We start from the raw sequence: 20,186 nt of genomic DNA on the forward strand, positions 1-20,186 counted from the left end.
GGTGTCCGCGCTCGCCCAGCTCAGTAGGTGATGGTCACCGTCACCGTGTCGCTGTAGATCCCGGCAGATGGCATAGGCGTGACAGCGAACAACCGCGCGAATACCGGGTACGCCACGGTTGCACTGCCGGCGGGGAAGGTAAGACTTTTCACCGTGCCGCCATTGCTACCGTTGCCCCAAAGGGTAGTACCGGTGTCTTGGTACAGCTGGTAGCGCAGGGTTTCGGCGCCTTTATTCAGGAAACGGCCGCTGGCGATGTTGCTGGTATTGAGGCCGGCGCTGATGCCGATGGTGAGGCTGGTGCCCGGCGTGCACTGCAGCAGAATCGAGCCGGCGCCCGTGGTGCTGGTGACGTCGACGTTGCCGGGCAACAAGCTGACCTGGCCAAAATTGATGCTGCCAAAGGTGGTCACATCCGCGCCGCCGCTGCCCAGGATGCAGCCGTTGACGATGGCCGCCTTGACCAAAAAGTTCTTCTGAATGGGGATGTCGTTGACGTTGGTATCCGCACGGCTGAAGGCGCTGACCATCAGCAGCAGCCCGCCTAGCAGACGGGCAAGCCTTGGCACAGTGAACCGGCCCACCCTCATTACCAACTCACAGTAACGGTGACGGTATCGGTGTAGGTGCCGGGGGTGGGCGCCGCTTGTTTGGGCACGCGGCCGAACACTTGCAGGTATTGGTCGGCGCCGTTGCCTGTGCCGGTGACGCCGGTGGTGTTGTCCCACACCGTGGAATACGCCGCCGAGGTGTAGAGGTTGTAGCTGATTTGCGCTGACGCCGGCCCCGTCATGCGTCTCGCCGCCACGTTGCCGCTGCCGCCCGCACTGAGCAGCACGCGGTACGGCGTATTGAGCAAGCAGTTCACCCGCAGCGAGCCATTGCCCACGCTGCTGCTGGTCGATACCAAGGTGTTCAGGGAAAAGTAGGTGCCGAAATTCAGCGTACCGAATTGGCCCAGCGTGGTAGGCGCCGTGCTTCCGGCACTGCACGCTGGAAGCACCTCGGCGGTAAGGCCGATGGTGGCGGACTTGGTGACAGCCAGAGCGTCAGTGCTTCCCAGCATTACGCTAAACAGCACTAGCCATCGGCAAGACGTATCACGTAGGCAACGCATGGCGGTTCCTGGCGTCGGGAAGCGTGGCAGTGGCGAACATCCCTGTTGCGTCTGAATGAAGCCCTCGGGAGGGCGGCGAATTCAACCCACTGCACCCGAACGTTTTGCGTCACCAGGTGATGGTCACTTGCACGGTGTCGGTGTAGGTACCGGTAGCGGGTGTGGTCTGGTTCGGCACGCGGCCATACACGACCATGTCCTGATTGGCGCCATTGCCAATCCCGGCCAATGCGGTGCCGCCGTTGGTGCCATTGCCCCACGGCGTGGAACGCGCAGCGTCCTGGTAGAGGTTGTAGAGCACGTAATTACCGCCGCTGGCCATGCGCCGCTGAGTACCGGTGCTGTTGAGCCCCGAGTTCAGCGCCACGCTGTAGTTGGTGGCGTTGGCGCATTCGATGCCAAACGAACTGCCGGCACTGGCGCCGACCGATTGGGCATCGATGTTGTTGGCCAAACTCGGGTAGGAGCCGAACGTGATGCTGCCGAAGTTGTTGGTGGTGGCGTTACTGGTGCCGTTATTCACGGTGCAGCCGGCGCCAATAATGATCTGGATGCCCAGTTGACCCTGCACGGTTCCTGCTGCATCCACCGTCAACGAGTACGGCACCAACAACAGGACAGGGAACAGCAGAAAGCGGCGTTTCATCTCTAAGAACTCCTACGAAATAGTCGCGTTTTCACGCTTAGTTGCAACGTAGTAGAAATTCGGCCGCATTCAAAACAACTTTATGGCGTCAACTAACAAGCAAAACCGTGTCGGTAAAATCTGTAGGAGCAGTAAGTAATTGTTCTTTGGAACAGGTCGTTAGTTTTGTAAGTGAAAGTAGTCGGTTGCTGTAGCCAATCACTTACAAAACAAACCGCGATTAAACCCCGAACAAAACCTGGCATGCGTTGTATTTCGAGGCTTAGAGAGGGGCTAACGGCAAATTGATATGTCAGATAAGCGCTTGTTGTCTCAACTGTTTTACAACAGCGCCGTAGACGAGGCGGCGGCATTCCTATAGGCCGCCATATAGCGATTGGCGCTAACTTTTATTTCAACTTGGTTTTAAACCGAGCGAATTAGCGCCAGTCTTCGCGCACTCTTGTCAGTCCTTCTTGCGCAACAGAAGCCACTAATTGGCCCGCCCGATTAAAGATACTGCCGCGCGCAAAACCACGGCCATTGCCCGACCACGGACTGTCCATTGCGTATAGCAGCCAGTCATCCATGCGCAGGTCGGCGTGAAACCACAGCGAATGGTCGAGGCTGGCCACCTGCATGAACTTCTGAAACACCGACACCCCGTGAGGCAGCATCGAGGTGGTGAGCAAGTTGAAGTCCGAGGCGTACCCGAGCAGGTATTTATGCAGCTGGCGTTCGTCCGGCAGGGTGCCGTCGGCGCGGAACCACACGTACTTGATCGGCTCGCGCACCACTGGCTCGAACGGATTGGCGATGGTCACCGGACGAATTTCGATGGGCTTGGGGCTGGTGGCGCGTTCGAGCATGCGCGGCGGAATGAACTCGGCGGCCAGGGCGGCCAGCTCGGTTTCCGATTTGAGATCTTCCGGGCCGGGTACGTCGGGCATTTGCAGCTGATGGCTGAAGCCTTCTTCATCGGTTTGAAACGAGGCGCTGCAGGTGAAAATCGGCGCGCCTTTTTGAATCGCGGTGACGCGGCGGGTGCTGAAACTGCCGCCATCGCGCACGCGGTCCACCAAATACACCACCGGCAAACTGGCGTCGCCCGGGCGCAGAAAATAACCGTGCAAGGAATGCACATGGCGCTCGGCGTCCACGGTCTGGCTGGCGGCCGACACACATTGGCCCAGCACCTGGCCGCCATAGAGTTGCCGAAAACCAAGGTCCTGGCTGACGCCACGGAACATATTTTCCTCGATCTGCTCCAGGCTCAGCAGGGCCACCAGATCATCGAGTAATTGGCTCATCGGTCATTCCTCATCACGCATTATTCAGGCGGAGGGAATGGTAAAGGCTTTGCCGGCGGATGTCGGCTCCTGGAGCAAAAAAGCCCGGTGGCCATTGGTCCAACCTCGGCGGCTATTGCGCCAACCAGGTTTGGCGAGCAATGCGATACAGCACATGCGCACGCAACGGGTGTTGCGCCGGCAGGTTCGGGTGCTGAAAGTCGTCCGCCGGATCACGCCGCATGCCGATGCGCTCCATCACCCCGCGCGAGGCGACGTTCGACGGCACGGTAAAGGCCACCACTTCCGGCACCTGCAAGCGCTCGAACGCACAGGCCAGCGCCGCCTCGGCTGCCTCACTGGCAAAGCCCTGCCGCCAACTGTTTCGCGCCAGGCGCCAGCCGATCTCGATAGTCGGCCCATCCGTGCGACAGAACGGCGCCTCGAAACCCACCAGGCCCAAGCCGGTAAAGCCGATAAACGCCCCGTTGTCTTTGCGCTCCAGCGCCCACAAGCCAAAGCCGTGTTCGGCAAAGTGCGCCCTCACCCGCGCCATTAACGCGGCGGCTTCGGCGGTGCTTTGCGTGGCGGGGAAAAACCGCATCACCTCGGGGTCGGCAACCATTTCGGCGAAAGGCCGCAAGTCGTCGTCACGCCAGGTTCGCAGCAGCAAACGCTCGGTGTGCAGTTCAATCGGTGCGCTCATGCAAGGTTCCTTCACAGTGCTCGGCTTGAGGTCACCCGGTGGGGCGGGGATACTGGCGACCTCTTCTTATCGGTTCAACGTATGCGTGTGCCCCTGGTCTATCACGACGACTACAGCCCGCCCTTCCCGGCCAACCATCGTTTTCCGATGGAGAAATTTCGTCTGTTGCGTGACCACTTGATAGACAGCGGCTTGACCACAGACGCGCAACTTTTTCGCCCCGACATCTGCCCTGCCGACATTCTCGCCCTGGCCCACGAGCCGAGTTACATCGAACGTTTTCTCAGCGGCAACCTCAGCCACGACGAACAACGCCGCCTCGGCCTGCCCTGGAGCGAGGCGATTGCGCGGCGCACCGTGCGGGCGGTCGGCGGCTCACTACTGACCGCCGAACTGGCCCTGCAACACGGCCTGGCCTGTCATTTGGCTGGCGGCACGCACCACGCCCATTACGACCACGCCGCCGGTTTTTGCATTTTCAACGACCTGGCCATTATCAGCCGCTACCTGCTCGAAGCCGGGCGGGTGAACTGCGTGCTGATTTTCGACTGCGACGTGCACCAAGGCGACGGCACCGCACGCATTCTTGCCGACACGCCTGAAGCCGTGACGGTGTCGCTGCACTGCGAAAAGAACTTTCCCGCCCGAAAAGCTCAAAGCGATTGGGACATTCCATTGCCCATGGGCATGGGCGACGACGATTACCTGCAAGTAATCGACGACACGCTCAATTATCTGCTGCCGCTGTACCAGCCCGATCTGGTGCTGTACGACGCCGGGGTCGACGTGCACAAAGACGACGCCCTCGGTTATTTGCAGCTCACCGACCAGGGCGTAGCCGCGCGTGACGAGCGCGTGATTCGTCACTGCCTGAGCCGGAACATTCCGGTGATGGGCGTGATCGGCGGCGGCTACGACAAAGACCGTGTGGCGCTTGCACAGCGCCATGGAATTCTTCACCACAGCGCGCAACGGGTCTGGCAAAGCCAAACCTGATCGCGCCTCGAGGCACCTTTAACACCATGTACTACGGAGAAAAATTCAACGCCTGGACCCACCTGGTCGGCGCTGTACTGGCCGCTATTGGCGCGGTGTGGCTGTTGGTATTGGCAGGCTTCACGGGCGATGTGTGGAAAATCGTCGGCGTCGCCATTTACGGCGTCACCCTGGTGCTGCTTTACAGCATTTCGACCCTCTACCACAGCGTGCGCGGCCCGGCGAAACGGCTGCTGCAAAAGCTCGATCACCTGTCTATCTACCTGCTGATTGCCGGCAGCTACACGCCGTTCTGCCTGATCACCTTGCGCGGGCCATGGGGCTGGACGCTGTTCGGCATCGTCTGGGGCCTGGCGGTGATCGGCATGGTGCAGGAAATCAAACCGCGCTCGGAGGCGCGCGTGTTGTCGTTGATCATCTACGCCGTCATGGGCTGGATTGTGCTTATCGCCGTCAAGCCGCTGATTGCTGCGCTGGGCCTCACCGGTTTCAAATGGCTGGCTGCGGGCGGCGTGCTGTACACGGTGGGCATCATCTTCTTCGCCTTTGATAGCCGCTTCCGCCACTGGCACGGCATATGGCACTTGTTCGTGATCGCCGGGAGCTTGCTGCATTTCGTGGCGATATTTTTCTACGTGCTGTGAGGTCAGCAATTTTCGCTACTGGCTTGAAAGTGGTTCAACGCCGCCGCGCTTCTTCAACCTGACCGCACGGGGCAAGCTGCCCCGCACTGCCGCCGTGCAGCCCCTTGGTTGAACAGGAAGCCCTGCCATGAAACATCGTCCCCACTTACTTCGCACCAGCGCCAAGGCGGCCTTGTTGGCCGTCAGTATCAGCGTATTCACCAGCGCCATCGCCGCGCCCAAAGTCGGCGATCTGGAAGTAGTCGCCGAACTGCCGATGCGCCCCGGCAACGTCACACCGGCGCCCGGTAACCGCGTCTTCGCCACAATCCATCCACTCGACGCGCCAAACGCCGCGCAACTGATCGAAATCACCGACCGCACCCATTTCAAGGCCTGGCCCAACAGCGACGTGCAGCGCGGCACCGCTGCGGCCAGCGACGAAAAAATCGACAGCCCGCTGGGCATCTTCGTCGATGGTAAAAACCGTCTGTGGATAACCGACATGGGCCTGAACCTCGGCAAAACCCGCCTGTGGGCTTTCGATATCGCCACCGGCAAGCAGCTGTACCGAATTCAATTGCCGCAGGCCATCGCCCCCAAAGGCAGCTTCATTCAAGACCTGACCGTCGACGACGTAGCGGGCTGGGTATACCTCGCCGACATCGCCGACCCGGGCCTTATCGCCGTGGAAATCGCCACTGGCAAAACCCGACGCTTCGGCGGCCATCCAGCCCTGCAAGCCGAGGCAGACGCGAAGATGGTCATCGGCGGCAAAGCCATTCAATTCCAGGGCAAACCCGCCAGCGTGGCAGTCAATCCGCTGACCCTTTCAGCCGACCGCAGCACCCTGTTCTTCGGCGCCATGAATGGCAAAACCTGGTACTCCGTGCCGAGCAAGTTGCTGCGCGACGGTGCCAGCGACGAGCAGATCGGCGCGGCCATCAAAGCGGTCGGCGCCAAGCCGATCTCCGACGGTGCCGCCACAGATGCGAACGGCCGGCACTTCTTCACCAACGTCAACGACGGCGGCATCGACGTGCTCAACACCGACGGCACGTTGCAACCGCTGGTGCGTGACGCCCGTCTCGACTGGCCAGACAGCGTGCACACCAGCGACAACGGCTGGCTGTACATGTCCGTCAACCAGCTCTACAAAGCGCCCGCCTTCAGTGGCGCAGAAGACAGCGGCAAAGCGCCTTATCTGGTGATGCGCGTGTGGCCGGGAAAATAACACCCGCCGTTGGCGACATTCGCGCCTGAAACCGCGGCGATAGATGCGTATGGTTAGCGCTGGCTAACCCTACGCACGGAGCCCCGCAGCCATGCTTCAGCCGCGAGTTTTCAAGATCTACCCCAACTCCACCAACCCGGTCGAAAACGCCCACACCGCCACCCCTGCCACCAGCACCAACGCCCCGGCACCCACCGCCTCCGCCCGCGAAAAAACCGCCGACTTGCGTCCACTCTCCCGATGCGCAAACCAGAACACCGGCAGGCCCAGCACAAACAACAAACTCGACATCAGCACAAACTGCGGCCCCGCCGCATACAACAACCACACCGCATACACGCTGCCCAACACCCCGCTGCGCAGCGCCCGGCCTCGCTCGGCCATGTGCCCATGCTGCAACGCAAACCGCCACAGGTAGGCGGTGCTCGCCAAGTAGGCCGGCAGAATCATCACCCCCGTCACGCTGATCAGCCAGATCCAGGCGTTCTCGGCGAACAGCACCACGAACACAATCACCTGCATCACCGCGCTGGATAACCACAGCGACGGCGCGGGTGAGTGAAAGCGGTTTTCGCGGGCGAGAAAACGCGGAAACACGCCATCTTTCGCCCCCGCAAATGGCAACTCGGCGACCAGAATGGTCCAGGCCAGCCAGCAACTGAGCAGGGAAATCAGCAGGGACACGATCACGAACACCGCGCCCCAACGGCCCACCAGCCGCTCAAGAATGTACGCCGCTGCAGGCTCATCCAGCGCAGCCAGTTCCGGCTGGGTCATAAAGCCGAACGGCAGGGCCGACAGGAGGAAGTACAACAGCGTGCACACGACCAGTCCGATGTATGTGGCTTGTCCGACTTGCTGCGGCTTGCGCGCGCGGGCAGACATCACCACCGCGCCTTCGATACCGATAAATACCCACAAGGTGACGAGCATGGTGCTTTGCACCTGACTGGTGACGCTGCCCAATTGCTGGCCCATGCCCCAGACATCGAGGCGAAACATGTCGGCTTTGACCATCACTGCCATGATCGCGATGGTTGCCAACAAGCTGCCGACGTTCAGCACGCTGGCCACCGAGCCCAGCACCGCCGCGCGGCGCACGCCGAACAACACGGTGAAGTGCATCACCCAGATCAGCAGCGACGCGCCGCCGATGGACAGCCAGTTCTTGCCGTCGCCAAACGCTGGAAACAAATAGCCCAGCGATTTCATGATCAGCACCGCAAACGCGACGTTGCCAAACGCCGCGCTCAGCCAGTAACCCCACGCCACCTGAAAGCCGGCCAGGTTGCCGAAGCCTTCGCGGGCGTACGCGTAAACGCCGGCAGTGAGGTCGGGGCGTTGCGTCGAGAGCAGGCGAAAGCAGTTGGCGAGAAAGAACATGCCGACCAACGTCAGCAGCCAGGCGATGGCGATCGCGCCGAGGCTGGCGTGGGCCGACATGTTTTGCGGCAGGTTGAAACCGCCGCCGCCAATCATGGAGCCGATCACCACACCGCTGAGTAGAAACAGCCCAAGCTTGGCTGGTGCTGCGCTGCTGTCATCGTTTGCCATCGCTCAATCCTTAGCCTTGCGTGCCCGCAGCTGAGTGTAGCGGCCGTTTTTGCCGGCCTCGGTTAGAATGCCCCACCTCCCAGCCGTAGCCCGTCGCCATGCCCGCATCCCACGCCACTGCCTCCCTGCCCGTCGTCGTCATCGGTGGCGGCCCTGCTGGTCTGATGGCCGCCGAAGTGCTTGCGCTGGCCGGCATCCAGGTCGAACTGTTTGACGCCATGCCCTCGGTCGGCCGCAAATTTCTGCTGGCCGGCGTTGGCGGCATGAATATCACCCATGCTGAAGCCAAACCGGCGTTTATCGACCGCTACGGCAAACGGGCCGGCGAGATTGGCTCGCTGTTGCACGGTTTCGATGCCGAGCACTTGCGCGCCTGGATTCACGGGCTGGGCATCGACACCTTCGTCGGCACCTCGGGCCGCGTATTCCCCACCGACATGAAAGCCGCGCCCCTGCTGCGCGCCTGGCTCAAACGCCTGCGCGAACACGGCGTGGCGATTCATACGCGCCAGCGCTGGTTAGGCTGGAGTACCGATGGGCGTCTGCGCCTGGCGGGCGTCGACGGCGAGCAGCTCATCGAAGCCCGCGCTGTGGTGCTGGCGCTAGGCGGCGGCAGTTGGGCGCGCCTGGGTTCCGATGGCGCCTGGCAGGCGCTGCTGGCCGAGCGCGGCGTGCCGTTGCAGCCTCTGCAACCGAGCAACTGCGGCTTCGAAGTGGCAGGCTGGAGCGCCGTGTTCGCCGAGAAATTTGCCGGCGCGCCGGTCAAATCCTGCGCCCTCGCGCTGCCCGGCCAGGCGCCGCGCCTGGGCGAATTCGTGGTGACCGCGCACGGCGTGGAAGGCAGTTTGGTCTACGCCCTGTCGGCGCCGATTCGCGACACCCTCACCGAGCACGGCAGCGCCACCGTGTACCTCGACCTGCTGCCGCATAAAAGCCCCGAGCAGGTATTGGCCCTGCTGAAAAAACCTCGGGGCAGCAAATCCATCAGCAACCATTTGCGCAGTGCCCTCGGCCTGGAGGGCGTGCGCGCCGGCCTGTTGCGCGAATTAACCGACGCTGCGACCTTCGCCGATCCGGCAAAGCTGGCTGCAGCCATCAAGGCGCTGCCGCTGACCGTGGTGCGCACCCGGCCCCTCGACGAAGCCATCAGCAGCGCCGGCGGCGTGCCGTTCGAAGCGCTTGACGCCCGCCTGATGCTCACCACCCTTCCCGGCGTGTTTTGCGCCGGCGAAATGCTCGACTGGGAAGCGCCCACCGGTGGCTACTTATTGACTGCCTGCTTTGCCAGCGGACGCCAGGCGGGATTCGGCGTTCTCGATTGGCTGCGCTAAAACCGTCAGCCATCTCGACTATTGGAACCATCGTGCTAGATTTCCGGTTTACGCTGCACCACCCGTAATCGCCCGCACGAGGCCGCCATGTCCGTCACCTTTCGCCCAGCCCGCCCCGATGATGCCCCCGCCGCCGTTCCACTGATTTACAGCTCCGGCCCCGCGGCCTTCGATTACGTGTTTGGCGCGGAGCAGGTGCTGGGGTTTTTGCACCGGGCGTTTGTCGGTGAGCGCGGACAGTTCAGCCATCGGCAGCATTGGGTGGGTGAATGGCGGGGGCGCGTGGTCGTTGCCGGCACCTTGGTCCGCAGCGAAGACAATCTGCGCCATATGCTGGCGGCCACGCAGCAGATTCTCGGCTTCTATGGGCTGTGGGCAGGCGCCGGGGTTATGCGCAGAGGTTTGCAGGTGGAACACCTGATCAAGCCGCCCAAGAAAGGCTGCAATTACCTCGCCCATTTAGGCGTGCAAGCGGGCCTGACGGGTCAGGGCATTGGCAGTCAGCTGATCGAGCACTTGCTGAAACTGGGCAGCGCCCGTGGTTTGCCGAAGGCGGCGTTGGATGTGTCCGCGCAGAACCCGCTGGCGCAGGCGCTGTATGAGCGCTGGGGGTTTCAGGTGATGGCCCGGCGCGTGTCCACCTTGCCGGGGGTGCCGGACCATCACTATATGGAGCGCGTTCAGACGCCGTGAATGCAACGCCGCCTGTACGGGTTTACTTCAGGTACCACCCCCACGGATCGGTGCCGATGTATTCGGTGACCTGTTTCACCTCCAGATAATTGTCCAGGCCCCAGCGACCCAACTCGCGGCCAATGCCACTTTGTTTCATGCCGCCCCATGGCGCCTGGTTGAAGGTGGGTTGCGAGCAATTCACCCACACGATGCCGGCGCGCAGACCATTAGCCACGCGCGTGGCGCGTTGCGGGTCGGCGCTCATCACGGCGCCGGCCAGGCCAAAGCGGCTGGCGTTGGCCATGCGAATGGCATCGGCTTCGGTGGCAAAGCGCTTCACGCACAGCAACGGCCCAAACACCTCTTCACGCCAGATGATGCTGTTCTCGGCCGGCTCATCAAAAATGGTCGGTTCAATGAAATAACCGCGCTCCAAATGCGCTGGGCGTTTTCCGCCGGTGAGCAATTTCGCGCCGCTGAGCTTGGCTTGTTCCACAAAGCCGATCACCTTTTCCAACTGCCCTTGGCTTACCAACGGGCCGAGCAATACGCCCGGCTCCATGCCGTTGCCAATGGTGATGGCGCGCGCTGCTTCCACCAGACGTTCGAGCAACTTGCTGGCGATGCCTTGCTGCACCAGCAGGCGCGACGTGGCGCTGCACACCTGGCCTTGGTTCCAGAAAATACCGAACAGAATCCACTCCACCGCTGCCTCGACATCGGCGTCGTCGAAAACGATAAAGGCTGACTTGCCCCCCAGTTCGAGGCTGATGTTTTTGATGTCGGCAGCGGCGGCCGACATGATTTTCGCCCCGGTCGGCACGCTTCCGGTGAAGGCCAGTTTGTCCACTTGCGGGTGCTGGCTGAGCGGACTGCCCGCCTCCGCGCCCAGCCCGGTGACGATGTTCAGCACACCCGCCGGCAAGCCGATGCGGTCCGCCGCAGCGGCCAGTTCCAGCGCAGTAAGCGGCGTCAGTTCAGAGGGTTTGAGCACCACCGTGGCGCCCGCCGCCAATGCCGGGGCGACTTTCCACGAGGCCATCAGCAGCGGGTAGTTCCACGGAATAATCTGCCCGGCCACGCCAATCGGTTCGCGACGAATGTGGCAGCGAAAGCGCTCATCGGGCAATGCCAACGGTTCGTTCTGCTGGCCATCCAGCTCGCGCGCCATGTCGGCGTAGTAGCGAAAGCAACCAATGGCGTCGCCGATGTCCCACTGCGCCTCGGGCAGCGGTTTGCCGTTGTCGCGCACTTCCAATTGCGCCAGGTCGTCCTGGCTGCTTTCCAGTTCGCAGGCCAGCGCGTCCAGCCATTGGGCGCGCTCGGCGCCAGTGGTTTGCCCCCAGCCATTGTCGAAGGCGCGACGTGCAGCGCGCACGGCGTGGTCGATGTCTTCCTCGGTGCCCGCCGGTACACGTTGAATGACCGTTTCGGTGGCCGGGTCCAGGGTTTCGAAATGGCCGCCCAGATCGGGGCTCACCCATTGCCCGTTGATATACAGCTGATCGCGCATGACGCTCTCCTTACGCCGACACGCCGGAACGGCGGTTTTGCAAATAACGGGAGGTGAACAACAGCGCCAGCGAGGCGAGGATGATCACCGTGGATATGGCATTGATCTCCGGAGTAACGCCCCGGCGGATCGAGGAAAAAATGTAAATCGGCAAGGTGGTTTCCGAGCCCGCGACGAAAAACGCGATGATGAAATCGTCAAAGCTGAAGGTGAACGCCAGCAGAAAGCCGGCCATGATCGCCGGCGCAATCTGCGGCAGAATCACCCGCCAGAAGGTTTCCAGCGGCGGCGCGTAGAGGTCGGCCGAGGCTTCGAGCAGCGATTTATCCAGCGCATCGACCCGCGTGCGCACAATCACCATCACCAGCGCCATGGTGAACAGCGAGTGCGCCGCCACCACGGTGAAAAAGCCCATGCGCAGTTTCGGAATGCCTATGTCGAGCGCCGCCAGTAGCGGGTTGAACAGGTCGAACAAGGTGATAAACGCAATCAGCGTGGCGATGCCAATGACGATGCCGGGCACGATGATTGCGCAGTACGTCAGCGCATCGAACAGCATCCGCACGCGGCCGCTGACGCGCTGCAAGCCGAACACCGCCAAGGTCCCAAACAGCGTCGCCAGCGTGGCCGAGCACAGGGCGATCAGCGCGCTGTTGCCCAGCGCTTCCATGATGAACGGGTTTTCAAACGCCCGGCCAAACCACTGCGTGGAACAGCATTCGAATGACAGGCCGCTGCGCCCGGCGTTGAAGCTAAACAGCATGATCAGGGCGATGGGCGCATACAGAAACAGGTACACCGACGTGGAATAGCCACGCAGCCATAACGCTTTGTCGTTCATGTCAGAGCATCCCGTCTTGCTGGCGGCCGCCATAGCGCGCCACCAGTTTCAGATACACCGCGATAATCGCCAGCATCATCGCCACCAGGGTCATAGCCACCGCGCTGCCGAACGGCCAGTTGCGCGATTGCAGGAACAGGTCGACCAGCGCGTTGCCGACGAAGAACACCTTGCCGCCCCCCAGAATCGCTGGAATCAGGAACTCGCCCATCAGCAAGATGAACACCAGCATCACGCCGGTAATCACGCCCGGGGCGGACAACGGCAGGCTCACGCGGCGGAAGGTTTCCAGCGCGCCGGCGCCTAGGTCATGGGAGGCTTCGAGCAGGCGTTTATCGAGTTTTTCCAGGCTCACGAAAATCGGAAACACCATCAGCGGCAGGTAGCCGTAAACGATGCCAATGAGCACCGCCGTCGGCGTGTTGATCAGGCGCACGTCGTCCAGACCCAGGCTGGCCAGCAGCGCGGGAATGCCCTTGCCGCTGAGGATAAAAATCCACGCATAGGTGCGGATCAGAAAGCTGGTCCAGAACGGCACGATGACCAGCGTCAGCAGCAACGAGCGGTTGCGCCGCACCTTCACCGCCAGGAAATACGCCAGCGGATAGGCCGCCAGCAGACACACCAGCGTGCCCAACGGCGCGAGAATCAGCGTGTTGCTGAACGCCGCCGCGCGGGAGGCCAGATTCAGGTAATTGGCAAAGGTAAACGCCGGGCTGTAGCCGCCGACGGCGCTGCGCTCGCCAACGCTGAACAGCAGAATGACCACCAGTGGCATCAACAGCAGCAGCACGAACCACAGCGTCGAGGGCAACAACAGCAGCCAGGTGATACGCCGACCGAGGCTGGCCGGTTGCGCCGGGGCAGGCGCGGCCGCCACAGGGAGCGGCGCGCTAACGGCAATGTTCATGGGGGAGTCCTTGGGCATATGTCAGTCTCACTCGGTCAGCCCCCTCTCCCTCTGGGAGAGGGTTGGGGTGAGGGTGCTTTCCAGCAAAACCCTCTCCCTAACCCTCTCCCGCAAGCGGGCAGAGGGGACAGACCGTGGTGGCGTTACGCGGCCTTGAAACGCGCCATCAATTCCGCCCGCACCGGGCTGGTAAGCGTGGCCGCGGCGCCAAATTCCAGGGCGCTGAGCAGTTCAGCGGCCGGGTACATGATCGGGTCGCTGAGCATTTCTTTGGGCAGCAAGGCGTCTACGCGTTTATCGCCGCTCGGGTAGCCGTGGGCTTCGACTTCCAGCTTGTTCACCTGCGGGTTGAGCAAGAAGTTGATAAAGGCGTAGGCCGCGTCGCGGTGTTCGGCATCTTTGGGAATGGCGAAGAAGTCGCTCCACAACTCGCCGCCTTCCTTGCCCAGGGTGAACTGCAAGTTCGGTAGGTCGCGGTGCAGTTGTGAGCCGTCGCCGGTCCAGCACATGGACATCCACGCATCGCCGCTGCGCATGCTCGGCTGGTAGTCGGAGTTGATGGCGAACAGGTGAGGCTTGACCTCAATCAGCAGTTTTTCCGCGTCGGCCAGCTCTTTCTCGTCCAGCGAGTTGAAGCTGTAGCCGAACGATTTCAGGGCGTTGCCAATCGCTGTCAGTTGGTAGTCGTGCACCATCACACGGCCGGTGGCCGGGCCTTTGGCCAGGTCCCAGAATTCTTTCCAGGAGGCGGGTTTGCCTTTGATTTTCTGGTCGTCGTATACAAAGCCCGTGGTGCCCCAGTTTTTCGGCACGGCGTATACCTTGCCGTTGACGATGCCCTGTTCCATAAAGCGTTTTTCGTAGGCGTTGGGGTCGAAGTTGCTCAGGCGCGTGAGATCCAACGGCTCGATCAGCCCCAGTTCGACGTAGGTGCTGATGGTGTAGTTGGTGGGCACGAACACGTCCCAGCCGCTGCCACCGGCTTGCAGTTTGGCGAGCATTTCTTCATTGGAACCGAACACACTCATTTGCACCTTGGCGCCGGTCTGGCTGGCGAAGGCTTCGAGGTTTTTCGCGTTGTGGTAGTTGGGCCAGGTGGCGATGGCGACGCGGTCGCCGATGGCGCCTTTTTCGGCAGCGAAGGCGTTGCTGGTCAGCACGCCGGGCATGTTGGTGGCGACCACTGCGGCGGCCACGCCCAGACCGGTGCGGCCGAGGAAGTCGCGACGGGTGATTGAGCCGTTCTGCCAGCTACGCATGGTCTTTATAAAATCTTTACTGTCCATTTTCGTTAATCCCCTTCGGTGATTGCTCCGGCTTTCTGGTCGTCGGCCATGCTGCGTTGAAAGCGCGGCTCAGATGCTCACGTACAAAAGTACGCTGCGCTCTTCGCCACACTTTCGCCTTGCCTGGCTCTAGCCCGGAAACCCTCTTATGGTTTTAAAAACATAAACAGCAGCAAAACAGGAGTACATAAACTGGCTACAAGCCCATCGCCAAGCCATTGGCCTGGTCCCATCCAATCTGCACGGCGGCGCCGTGTTCGAAACTTGCCTGGTTGTGTTCGCGCACTCGCGGAACGCGCACGCAGACGATGCCGAAGGGATCGGTGCGCACGCGGTATTCAGTGAGGTTGCCCAGATAAATGCGGTCTTCCACGCGCCCGTTCAGGGTCACTTCGCGGCCCAGCGGCGTGTTCGCCGCGCCGATGCTGATCAGCTCCGGGCGCACGGCAATGCAGCCTTCCACTTGCGGGCTCAAGGCCACGCCACTCGGGCTGCGCGGGCTACTCAGTTGCAGGCCTTGGGCGGTTTCAAGTACCACGCTGTCGCCGTCGATGCGGCGCACGGTGCCGCTGAACAGGTTGGATTCACCGATAAAGTCGGCGACGTAACGGCTGGCTGGGGTTTCGTAGAGCTGCTCGGGGCTGGCGGTCTGCACGATGAGGCCGTCCTGCATCACGCTGATGCTGTCGCTCATGGACAGCGCCTCTTCCTGGTCGTGGGTCACCAGCACAAAGGTGATGCCCACTTCGCGCTGCAAACGCAGCAATTCAGACTGCATTTCCTTGCGCAACTTGCGGTCCAGCGCGGCGAGGGGTTCGTCGAGCAGCAATACGGTTGGCTTGTTCACCAGCGCGCGGGCCAGGGCCACGCGTTGTTGTTGCCCGCCCGATAGCTCGCTCGGTTTGCGTTGCCCGTAGCCGCTGAGGCGAACCATTTCCAGGGCTTCGTCGGCCAGGCGCCGCTGTTGTTTTTTGTCTGGGCGCGGCGTTTGGTAGCGCAGGCCATAGGCGATGTTCTCGGCCACGCTCAGGTGGGGGAACAGCGCGTAGCTCTGGAACACCATGTTCACCGGCCGCTGGAACGCCGGCACGCCCGCCACTGAACGACCGGCGAGCAACACCTCGCCTTCGCACGGCTGCTCGAAGCCGGCAATCATGCGCAAGGTGGTGGTTTTGCCGCAGCCTGAGCTGCCGAGAAACGAATGAAAGGCGCCGCGCCGCACCTGAAAGCTCACGCCGTTGACCGCCGGCGTGGCGCCGTAGCGCTTCACCACCTGACGGAATTCGATATCGAATGCTTGGCTGGAATCGCTCACCGCTCGCCCCTTTCTGGTTCTTATGTGCGTTGGGGAGAAACTAGCAACGGGGGTTTGCGGGCGTATATATCCCTTGGGGGATAGAGAGCGAATGAAAGTAAAAGCTCGAGGCTGAAGCCTCTCCTACGGAGTCGCGGGGAACGTGGGACCGCGTAGGTTGGGCTGAGTCAAGAAGCGTGACGCAAGGCGAACTCTTCGCCGCCCTCGGACCCTGCCAGCTCGCGAATAAACAGGCCCAACAATTCGGCCTGGCTGCCAATGCCTAGCTTGGCGTAGATGTTCTTGCGGTGAATTTTCACCGTGCCGGGGCTGATTTCCAGCTGCTCGGCCACCGAGGCGCTGGAGTGGCCGCGCAGCAGTAGCTGCACAATTTCCTGCTCACGCGCCGTCAGGCTGTGGGCGCCGAACTGGTCGAAGGCCGCGCGAATTTTGTGGTCGAGGTCTTGTGCCGGGCGTTGCACCCGGCACTCTTGCCACGCCTCACGCACCACCTCGGCCACCACCGCTTCGGCGCACTCCAGCAACTGCACCTCGTCGCGGCTGAACGCTGGGCTGGTGGTGCTGCGCATCAGCGACAGCACCGCCTTGGCGCCGTCGGCGAGGTCGACAAAAAACGCCACTTCTTCGGCCAGGCCGGTCAGTTGGTAATAGTTGAGGTAGTACTCGCCGAGGTAGAAATGGTCCGGGGCAAATTGGCGCAAACGCCACAGGCCGGGCGCCTGGTTGCGGGTGCAGGCGAGGTAGAACGGGTCGAGCAGATAGGGACCAACCTGGTAATCGTCGACGTAGATTTTGCGTTTGTCCGCCGCAAAGGTGTCAAACAGCGCCAGCGGGCGGTGGTTGCCTTCGTAGATGAAGAGAACGAAATGGTCGACCGGGCAAATTTGCTTCAACCATTGGCTCAAGCCCTGCAAGCGCGGCCGGCCGCTCGGCAGGGTGAGTAAATGGGCGAATCCAGTGGTCCAGTGTTTCAGGTCCTTGTGGCGCATAGCGGTGCTGCTTCAGCCAAATGTTCAGAATAGCGAACGAGAATGCAGGTTTTGCGCCATTATCCTGAAACCCCCAGCCTGGCGCCCGATGGCGCTTTTAACCGGCTCGGTGATGCACCAGCATGGGCCGATAAGCACCAGTAAACGTCACTGCAGGTAACGTCTGTTCCACTGAGCGGCAACCAGCACTGACGACTATGCTTGCTTTCATTCGGTCAGCGGCTGGCCGCATTTCTTCTTGCTCATGGTGGTAACGCGATAGTGATTCCTCTGTTGGTCTGCGACGACTCCATGATGGCCCGCAAGCAGTTGATCCGCTCACTCCCAGCGGATTGGCCGGTGTCTATCACCCAAGCCGCCCATGGCCAGGAAGCCATGCAGGCGATTCGCCAAGGCCTCGGCCAGGTGGTGCTGCTCGACCTGACGATGCCGGTGATGGACGGCTACGAAGTGCTTGCCGCCCTGCGCGCTGAAGGCTTGGCGGCGAAAGTGGTGGTGGTCTCCGGCGACGTGCAAGAAGAGGCCATGCGCCGCGTGATGGAACTGGGCGCGCTGGCCTTTATCAAGAAGCCGGCTGAACCCGAAAAGCTGCGCGAAACCCTCGAACGCCTGAACTTGCTGGGCCAGCCTGCCCCGCCGGCTGAGGTGCCGGAGCGTCCGGCGTTTGAGCTGAAAGTGAATTTCCGCGACGCCCTGCGTGAAATCACCAACGTGGCCATGGGCCGCGCCGCCGCGTTGCTGGCCAAGGTGCTGGGGGTGTTTGTCGAGCTGCCGGTGCCCACCGTCAACATCTTCGAAGTCAGCGAATTGCACATGACCCTGGCCGATGCCCAACGCGGCGAGCGCTACAGCGCGTTGTGCCAGGGCTTCATCGGTGACGGCATCGCTGGCGAGGCGCTGCTGCTGTTTCACGATTCGGAAATTGCCGATATCGGCCGCCTGTTCAAGTGGCAGCCCAAGGACGAACACGATGTGTCGGAAATGCTCCTGGACCTGGCGAGCATTCTGATCGGCGCGTGCCTGAGCGGCATTTCCGAGCAGATCGACGTGCGCTTTTCCCAAGGCCACCCGCAACTGCTCGGCCTGCACAGCTCGATTGAAAGCTTGATCACGGTGAACAAACAGCGCTGGCGCAAAACCCTGGCGGTGGAGATCAGCTACAGCCTGGAGGGCCATAACGTGCACTTCGATTTGCTGCTGCTGTTTACCGAAGACTCAATTCAGCGCCTGACGTACAAAATCAATTACCTGATGAACTGAGACCCGGCCCATGCCTGCGCAGATCGACATCAAAGAAGTTCACTGGCTGCTGGACATCGTGCAATGCATCGATGTGGGCGTGATCGTGCTCGACCGCCAATACCGGGTGGAAGTGTTTAACAGCTTTATGGAAAACCACTCCGGCCTGGGCCCGGATGAGGTGCACGGCAAGTCGTTATTCGACTTGTTTAAGGAGATTGACGAAGACTGGTTTCGGCGCAAGGTCGACACCGTGGTCACCCTCGGCACGCGGGCGTTCAGCCTGTGGGAACAGCGGCCGTATCTGGTGCACTTCAAAAACTACCAACCCATCACCGGCCGCGCCGACTTTATGTACCAGAACGTCACCCTGCTGCCGCTGGCCTCTAGCGGCGGGCAGGTGGAGCACATTTGCGTGGTGATCTACGACGCGACCGAGGCGGCGGTGCATAAGCGGGTGTCGTGAGAGCCCGCCAATTCCAATTTATGTAGGAGCCAGCTTGCTGGCGAACCCTGGAAACGCCGATTTCCGATGTTTGCAGGGTTCGCCAGCAAGCTGGCTCCTACAAAAAGGCAGCGTTATTTCTTCTTGCGCGGCCCGGTATTAAAGCTGGGCACCTTGCGAATGGCTTTCACCGGTGCGTCCAGCGGTTCGGCGCTTTCGGTCCATTTGCCGAGGGTTTTCTTGCCGCCGCCGCCGCCGGTTTTTGGTTTTTTCGGTTTCTTCGGCTTTTTCAGTACCTGGCCGGTGGGGTCGGTCATCGGTACGCGGTGCTCGGGTTCGAAGTCTTGTTCTTCGCTGCGTTGCAGGGTCTGGCGGGTGAGCACTTCGATGGCCGATAGCAGTTGCACTTCATCGGCACAGACCAGGGAAATCGCCTGGCCGCTGTTGCCCGCGCGGCCGGTTCGGCCGATGCGGTGCACGTAGTCTTCGGCGACGATAGGCAGGTCGAAGTTGACCACCAGCGGCAGGTCGTCGATGTCCAGCCCGCGTGCCGCTACGTCGGTGGCGACCAGTATTTGAACCTCACGTGTTTTGAAACGGTCGAGGGCGCGCTGGCGGGTGGCTTGCGGTTTGTCGCCGTGAATGCCCTCGGCGTTGACGCCTTGCTGCTGGAGCATTTCGCAGAGCTGATCGACGCCGTTGCGGGTTTTGACGAATACCAGCACCTGGCCCCAGCGGTGCTTTTTCAGCAGGTGGGAAAACAGCTCCGGCTTGCGTTTTTTATCCACCGGAATAACCCACTGCTTCACGCTGCTGGCCGCCACGTTGCGTGGGCTCACTTCGACGCTCAGCGGGTCGTTCAGGGTGTTGCCGGCCAGCGCGCGGATGGCGTCCGAGAAGGTGGCGGAGAACAGCAGGGTCTGGCGCTTTTTCGGCAGCGCCGCGTAAATATCGCGCAGTTCTTCGGAGAAGCCCAGGTCGAGCATGCGGTCGGCTTCGTCGAGGATCAGGGTTTGCAACTGGCCGAACTTGATGGCGTTCTGGCGGAACAGGTCAAGCAATCGGCCGGGCGTGGCAACGAGGATGTCTACGCCTTTGCGCAGCTTCATCATCTGCGGATTGATGCTCACGCCGCCGTACACCGCATAGGTGGTCAACGGCAGATTCTGCCCATACACACGAATGCTTTCGTGCACCTGCTCGGCCAGCTCGCGGGTCGGACACAGCACCAGCGCGCGCACCGAGTTGCTGGCAACGGTCGGGCCTTCGAGGGTCAAGCGCTGCAGCAGCGGCAAGGCGAAACCGGCGGTTTTGCCAGTGCCGGTCTGGGCGGCGGCCATCAGGTCGCGACCGGCCAGCACGGCCGGAATGGCCTGGGCCTGAATCGGCGACGGGGTTTTGTAGTCGAGCGCTTCGAGCGCGCGCAGCAGGGGTTCGATCAGACCAAGGGCGGCGAAAGTCATAAGGGTAACCAGGGGGCGTTGCCAGGAAAGCGCGC

Annotated in this window: 20 protein-coding genes; 7 read left to right on the forward strand and 13 right to left on the reverse strand. The window is 61.7% G+C overall.

Annotation, left to right across the window (positions count from 1 at the left end; all coding sequences use genetic code 11):
- Window positions 1–20: 20 nt before the first annotated feature.
- The 5 genes from ACZZ0Q_RS19075 to ACZZ0Q_RS19095 all read right to left on the reverse strand — a co-directional run bounded on the left by ACZZ0Q_RS19075 (window position 21) and on the right by ACZZ0Q_RS19095 (window position 3,737).
- Window positions 21–584, reverse strand: coding sequence for a Csu type fimbrial protein (locus ACZZ0Q_RS19075; protein ID WP_463541173.1), 564 nt, complete (start codon window positions 582–584; stop codon window positions 21–23).
- Window positions 585–589: 5 nt separating this feature from the next.
- Complete coding sequence (locus ACZZ0Q_RS19080; RefSeq protein WP_463541172.1) at window positions 590–1,066, reverse strand: Csu type fimbrial protein; 477 nt, start codon at window positions 1,064–1,066, stop codon at window positions 590–592.
- A 160-nt stretch (window positions 1,067–1,226) separates the two neighbouring features.
- On the reverse strand, window positions 1,227–1,763 hold the full coding sequence (locus tag ACZZ0Q_RS19085) for a Csu type fimbrial protein (RefSeq protein ID WP_463541171.1): 537 nt from the start codon (window positions 1,761–1,763) through the stop codon (window positions 1,227–1,229).
- A 419-nt stretch (window positions 1,764–2,182) separates the two neighbouring features.
- Window positions 2,183–3,052: an acyl-CoA thioesterase II gene (gene tesB, locus ACZZ0Q_RS19090; protein ID WP_463541170.1), complete on the reverse strand. Its 870-nt coding sequence runs from the start codon at window positions 3,050–3,052 to the stop codon at window positions 2,183–2,185.
- 112 nt (window positions 3,053–3,164) lie between these two features.
- A complete protein-coding gene (locus ACZZ0Q_RS19095; RefSeq protein WP_463541169.1) occupies window positions 3,165–3,737 on the reverse strand; it encodes a GNAT family N-acetyltransferase in 573 nt (190 codons plus the stop codon).
- An 81-nt stretch (window positions 3,738–3,818) separates the two neighbouring features.
- Here ACZZ0Q_RS19095 and ACZZ0Q_RS19100 point away from each other — a divergent pair, with 81 nt between their 5' ends.
- The 3 genes from ACZZ0Q_RS19100 to ACZZ0Q_RS19110 all read left to right on the forward strand — a co-directional run bounded on the left by ACZZ0Q_RS19100 (window position 3,819) and on the right by ACZZ0Q_RS19110 (window position 6,590).
- Entirely contained in the window at window positions 3,819–4,733 is a 915-nt protein-coding gene (locus ACZZ0Q_RS19100) for a histone deacetylase family protein (RefSeq protein ID WP_463541168.1), read from the forward strand.
- Window positions 4,734–4,759: 26 nt separating this feature from the next.
- Complete coding sequence (gene trhA / locus ACZZ0Q_RS19105) at window positions 4,760–5,377, forward strand: PAQR family membrane homeostasis protein TrhA (protein ID WP_463541167.1); 618 nt, start codon at window positions 4,760–4,762, stop codon at window positions 5,375–5,377.
- A 127-nt stretch (window positions 5,378–5,504) separates the two neighbouring features.
- The gene (locus ACZZ0Q_RS19110; protein WP_463541166.1) at window positions 5,505–6,590 is read left to right on the forward strand and encodes an L-dopachrome tautomerase-related protein; all 1,086 of its coding nucleotides are present in this window, start codon (window positions 5,505–5,507) and stop codon (window positions 6,588–6,590) included.
- Window positions 6,591–6,707: 117 nt separating this feature from the next.
- Here the strand turns inward: ACZZ0Q_RS19110 and ACZZ0Q_RS19115 are convergent, their stop codons facing one another.
- A complete protein-coding gene (locus ACZZ0Q_RS19115; protein ID WP_463541165.1) occupies window positions 6,708–8,144 on the reverse strand; it encodes a basic amino acid/polyamine antiporter in 1,437 nt (478 codons plus the stop codon).
- A 98-nt stretch (window positions 8,145–8,242) separates the two neighbouring features.
- Here ACZZ0Q_RS19115 and ACZZ0Q_RS19120 point away from each other — a divergent pair, with 98 nt between their 5' ends.
- Window positions 8,243–9,475, forward strand: a complete 1,233-nt coding sequence (locus ACZZ0Q_RS19120; RefSeq protein ID WP_463541164.1) for a TIGR03862 family flavoprotein — start codon at window positions 8,243–8,245, stop codon at window positions 9,473–9,475.
- Between the two features lie 87 nt (window positions 9,476–9,562).
- Complete coding sequence (locus tag ACZZ0Q_RS19125; RefSeq protein WP_463541163.1) at window positions 9,563–10,168, forward strand: GNAT family N-acetyltransferase; 606 nt, start codon at window positions 9,563–9,565, stop codon at window positions 10,166–10,168.
- Between the two features lie 22 nt (window positions 10,169–10,190).
- Here the strand turns inward: ACZZ0Q_RS19125 and ACZZ0Q_RS19130 are convergent, their stop codons facing one another.
- From ACZZ0Q_RS19130 to ACZZ0Q_RS19155, 6 genes are all read right to left on the reverse strand, one after another.
- Window positions 10,191–11,663 (reverse strand): aldehyde dehydrogenase family protein, encoded by a 1,473-nt coding sequence (locus ACZZ0Q_RS19130; protein WP_463541162.1) that lies wholly within the window; start codon window positions 11,661–11,663, stop codon window positions 10,191–10,193.
- Window positions 11,664–11,673: 10 nt separating this feature from the next.
- Window positions 11,674–12,504: an ABC transporter permease gene (locus ACZZ0Q_RS19135; RefSeq protein WP_463541161.1), complete on the reverse strand. Its 831-nt coding sequence runs from the start codon at window positions 12,502–12,504 to the stop codon at window positions 11,674–11,676.
- Window position 12,505: 1 nt separating this feature from the next.
- Window positions 12,506–13,414 (reverse strand): ABC transporter permease, encoded by a 909-nt coding sequence (locus tag ACZZ0Q_RS19140; protein WP_463541160.1) that lies wholly within the window; start codon window positions 13,412–13,414, stop codon window positions 12,506–12,508.
- Window positions 13,415–13,557: 143 nt separating this feature from the next.
- A complete protein-coding gene (locus ACZZ0Q_RS19145) occupies window positions 13,558–14,700 on the reverse strand; it encodes an ABC transporter substrate-binding protein (protein WP_463541159.1) in 1,143 nt (380 codons plus the stop codon).
- Between the two features lie 196 nt (window positions 14,701–14,896).
- The gene (locus ACZZ0Q_RS19150) at window positions 14,897–16,015 is read right to left on the reverse strand and encodes an ABC transporter ATP-binding protein (RefSeq protein WP_463541158.1); all 1,119 of its coding nucleotides are present in this window, start codon (window positions 16,013–16,015) and stop codon (window positions 14,897–14,899) included.
- A 167-nt stretch (window positions 16,016–16,182) separates the two neighbouring features.
- Window positions 16,183–17,004 (reverse strand): LuxR C-terminal-related transcriptional regulator, encoded by an 822-nt coding sequence (locus tag ACZZ0Q_RS19155; RefSeq protein ID WP_463541157.1) that lies wholly within the window; start codon window positions 17,002–17,004, stop codon window positions 16,183–16,185.
- Between the two features lie 261 nt (window positions 17,005–17,265).
- On the opposite strand from ACZZ0Q_RS19155, the gene ACZZ0Q_RS19160 reads away from it, so the two are divergent.
- The gene (locus ACZZ0Q_RS19160) at window positions 17,266–18,264 is read left to right on the forward strand and encodes a response regulator (RefSeq protein ID WP_463541156.1); all 999 of its coding nucleotides are present in this window, start codon (window positions 17,266–17,268) and stop codon (window positions 18,262–18,264) included.
- A 10-nt stretch (window positions 18,265–18,274) separates the two neighbouring features.
- Window positions 18,275–18,709 (forward strand): PAS domain-containing protein, encoded by a 435-nt coding sequence (locus ACZZ0Q_RS19165; RefSeq protein ID WP_122492929.1) that lies wholly within the window; start codon window positions 18,275–18,277, stop codon window positions 18,707–18,709.
- A gap of 113 nt (window positions 18,710–18,822) precedes the next feature.
- Here ACZZ0Q_RS19165 and ACZZ0Q_RS19170 read toward each other — a convergent pair whose 3' ends face one another.
- Window positions 18,823–20,151: a DEAD/DEAH box helicase gene (locus tag ACZZ0Q_RS19170; RefSeq protein WP_463560848.1), complete on the reverse strand. Its 1,329-nt coding sequence runs from the start codon at window positions 20,149–20,151 to the stop codon at window positions 18,823–18,825.
- Between the last annotated feature and the right edge of the window lie 35 nt (window positions 20,152–20,186).

The sequence above is a fragment of the Pseudomonas sp. AC070 genome, assembly GCF_979258635.1.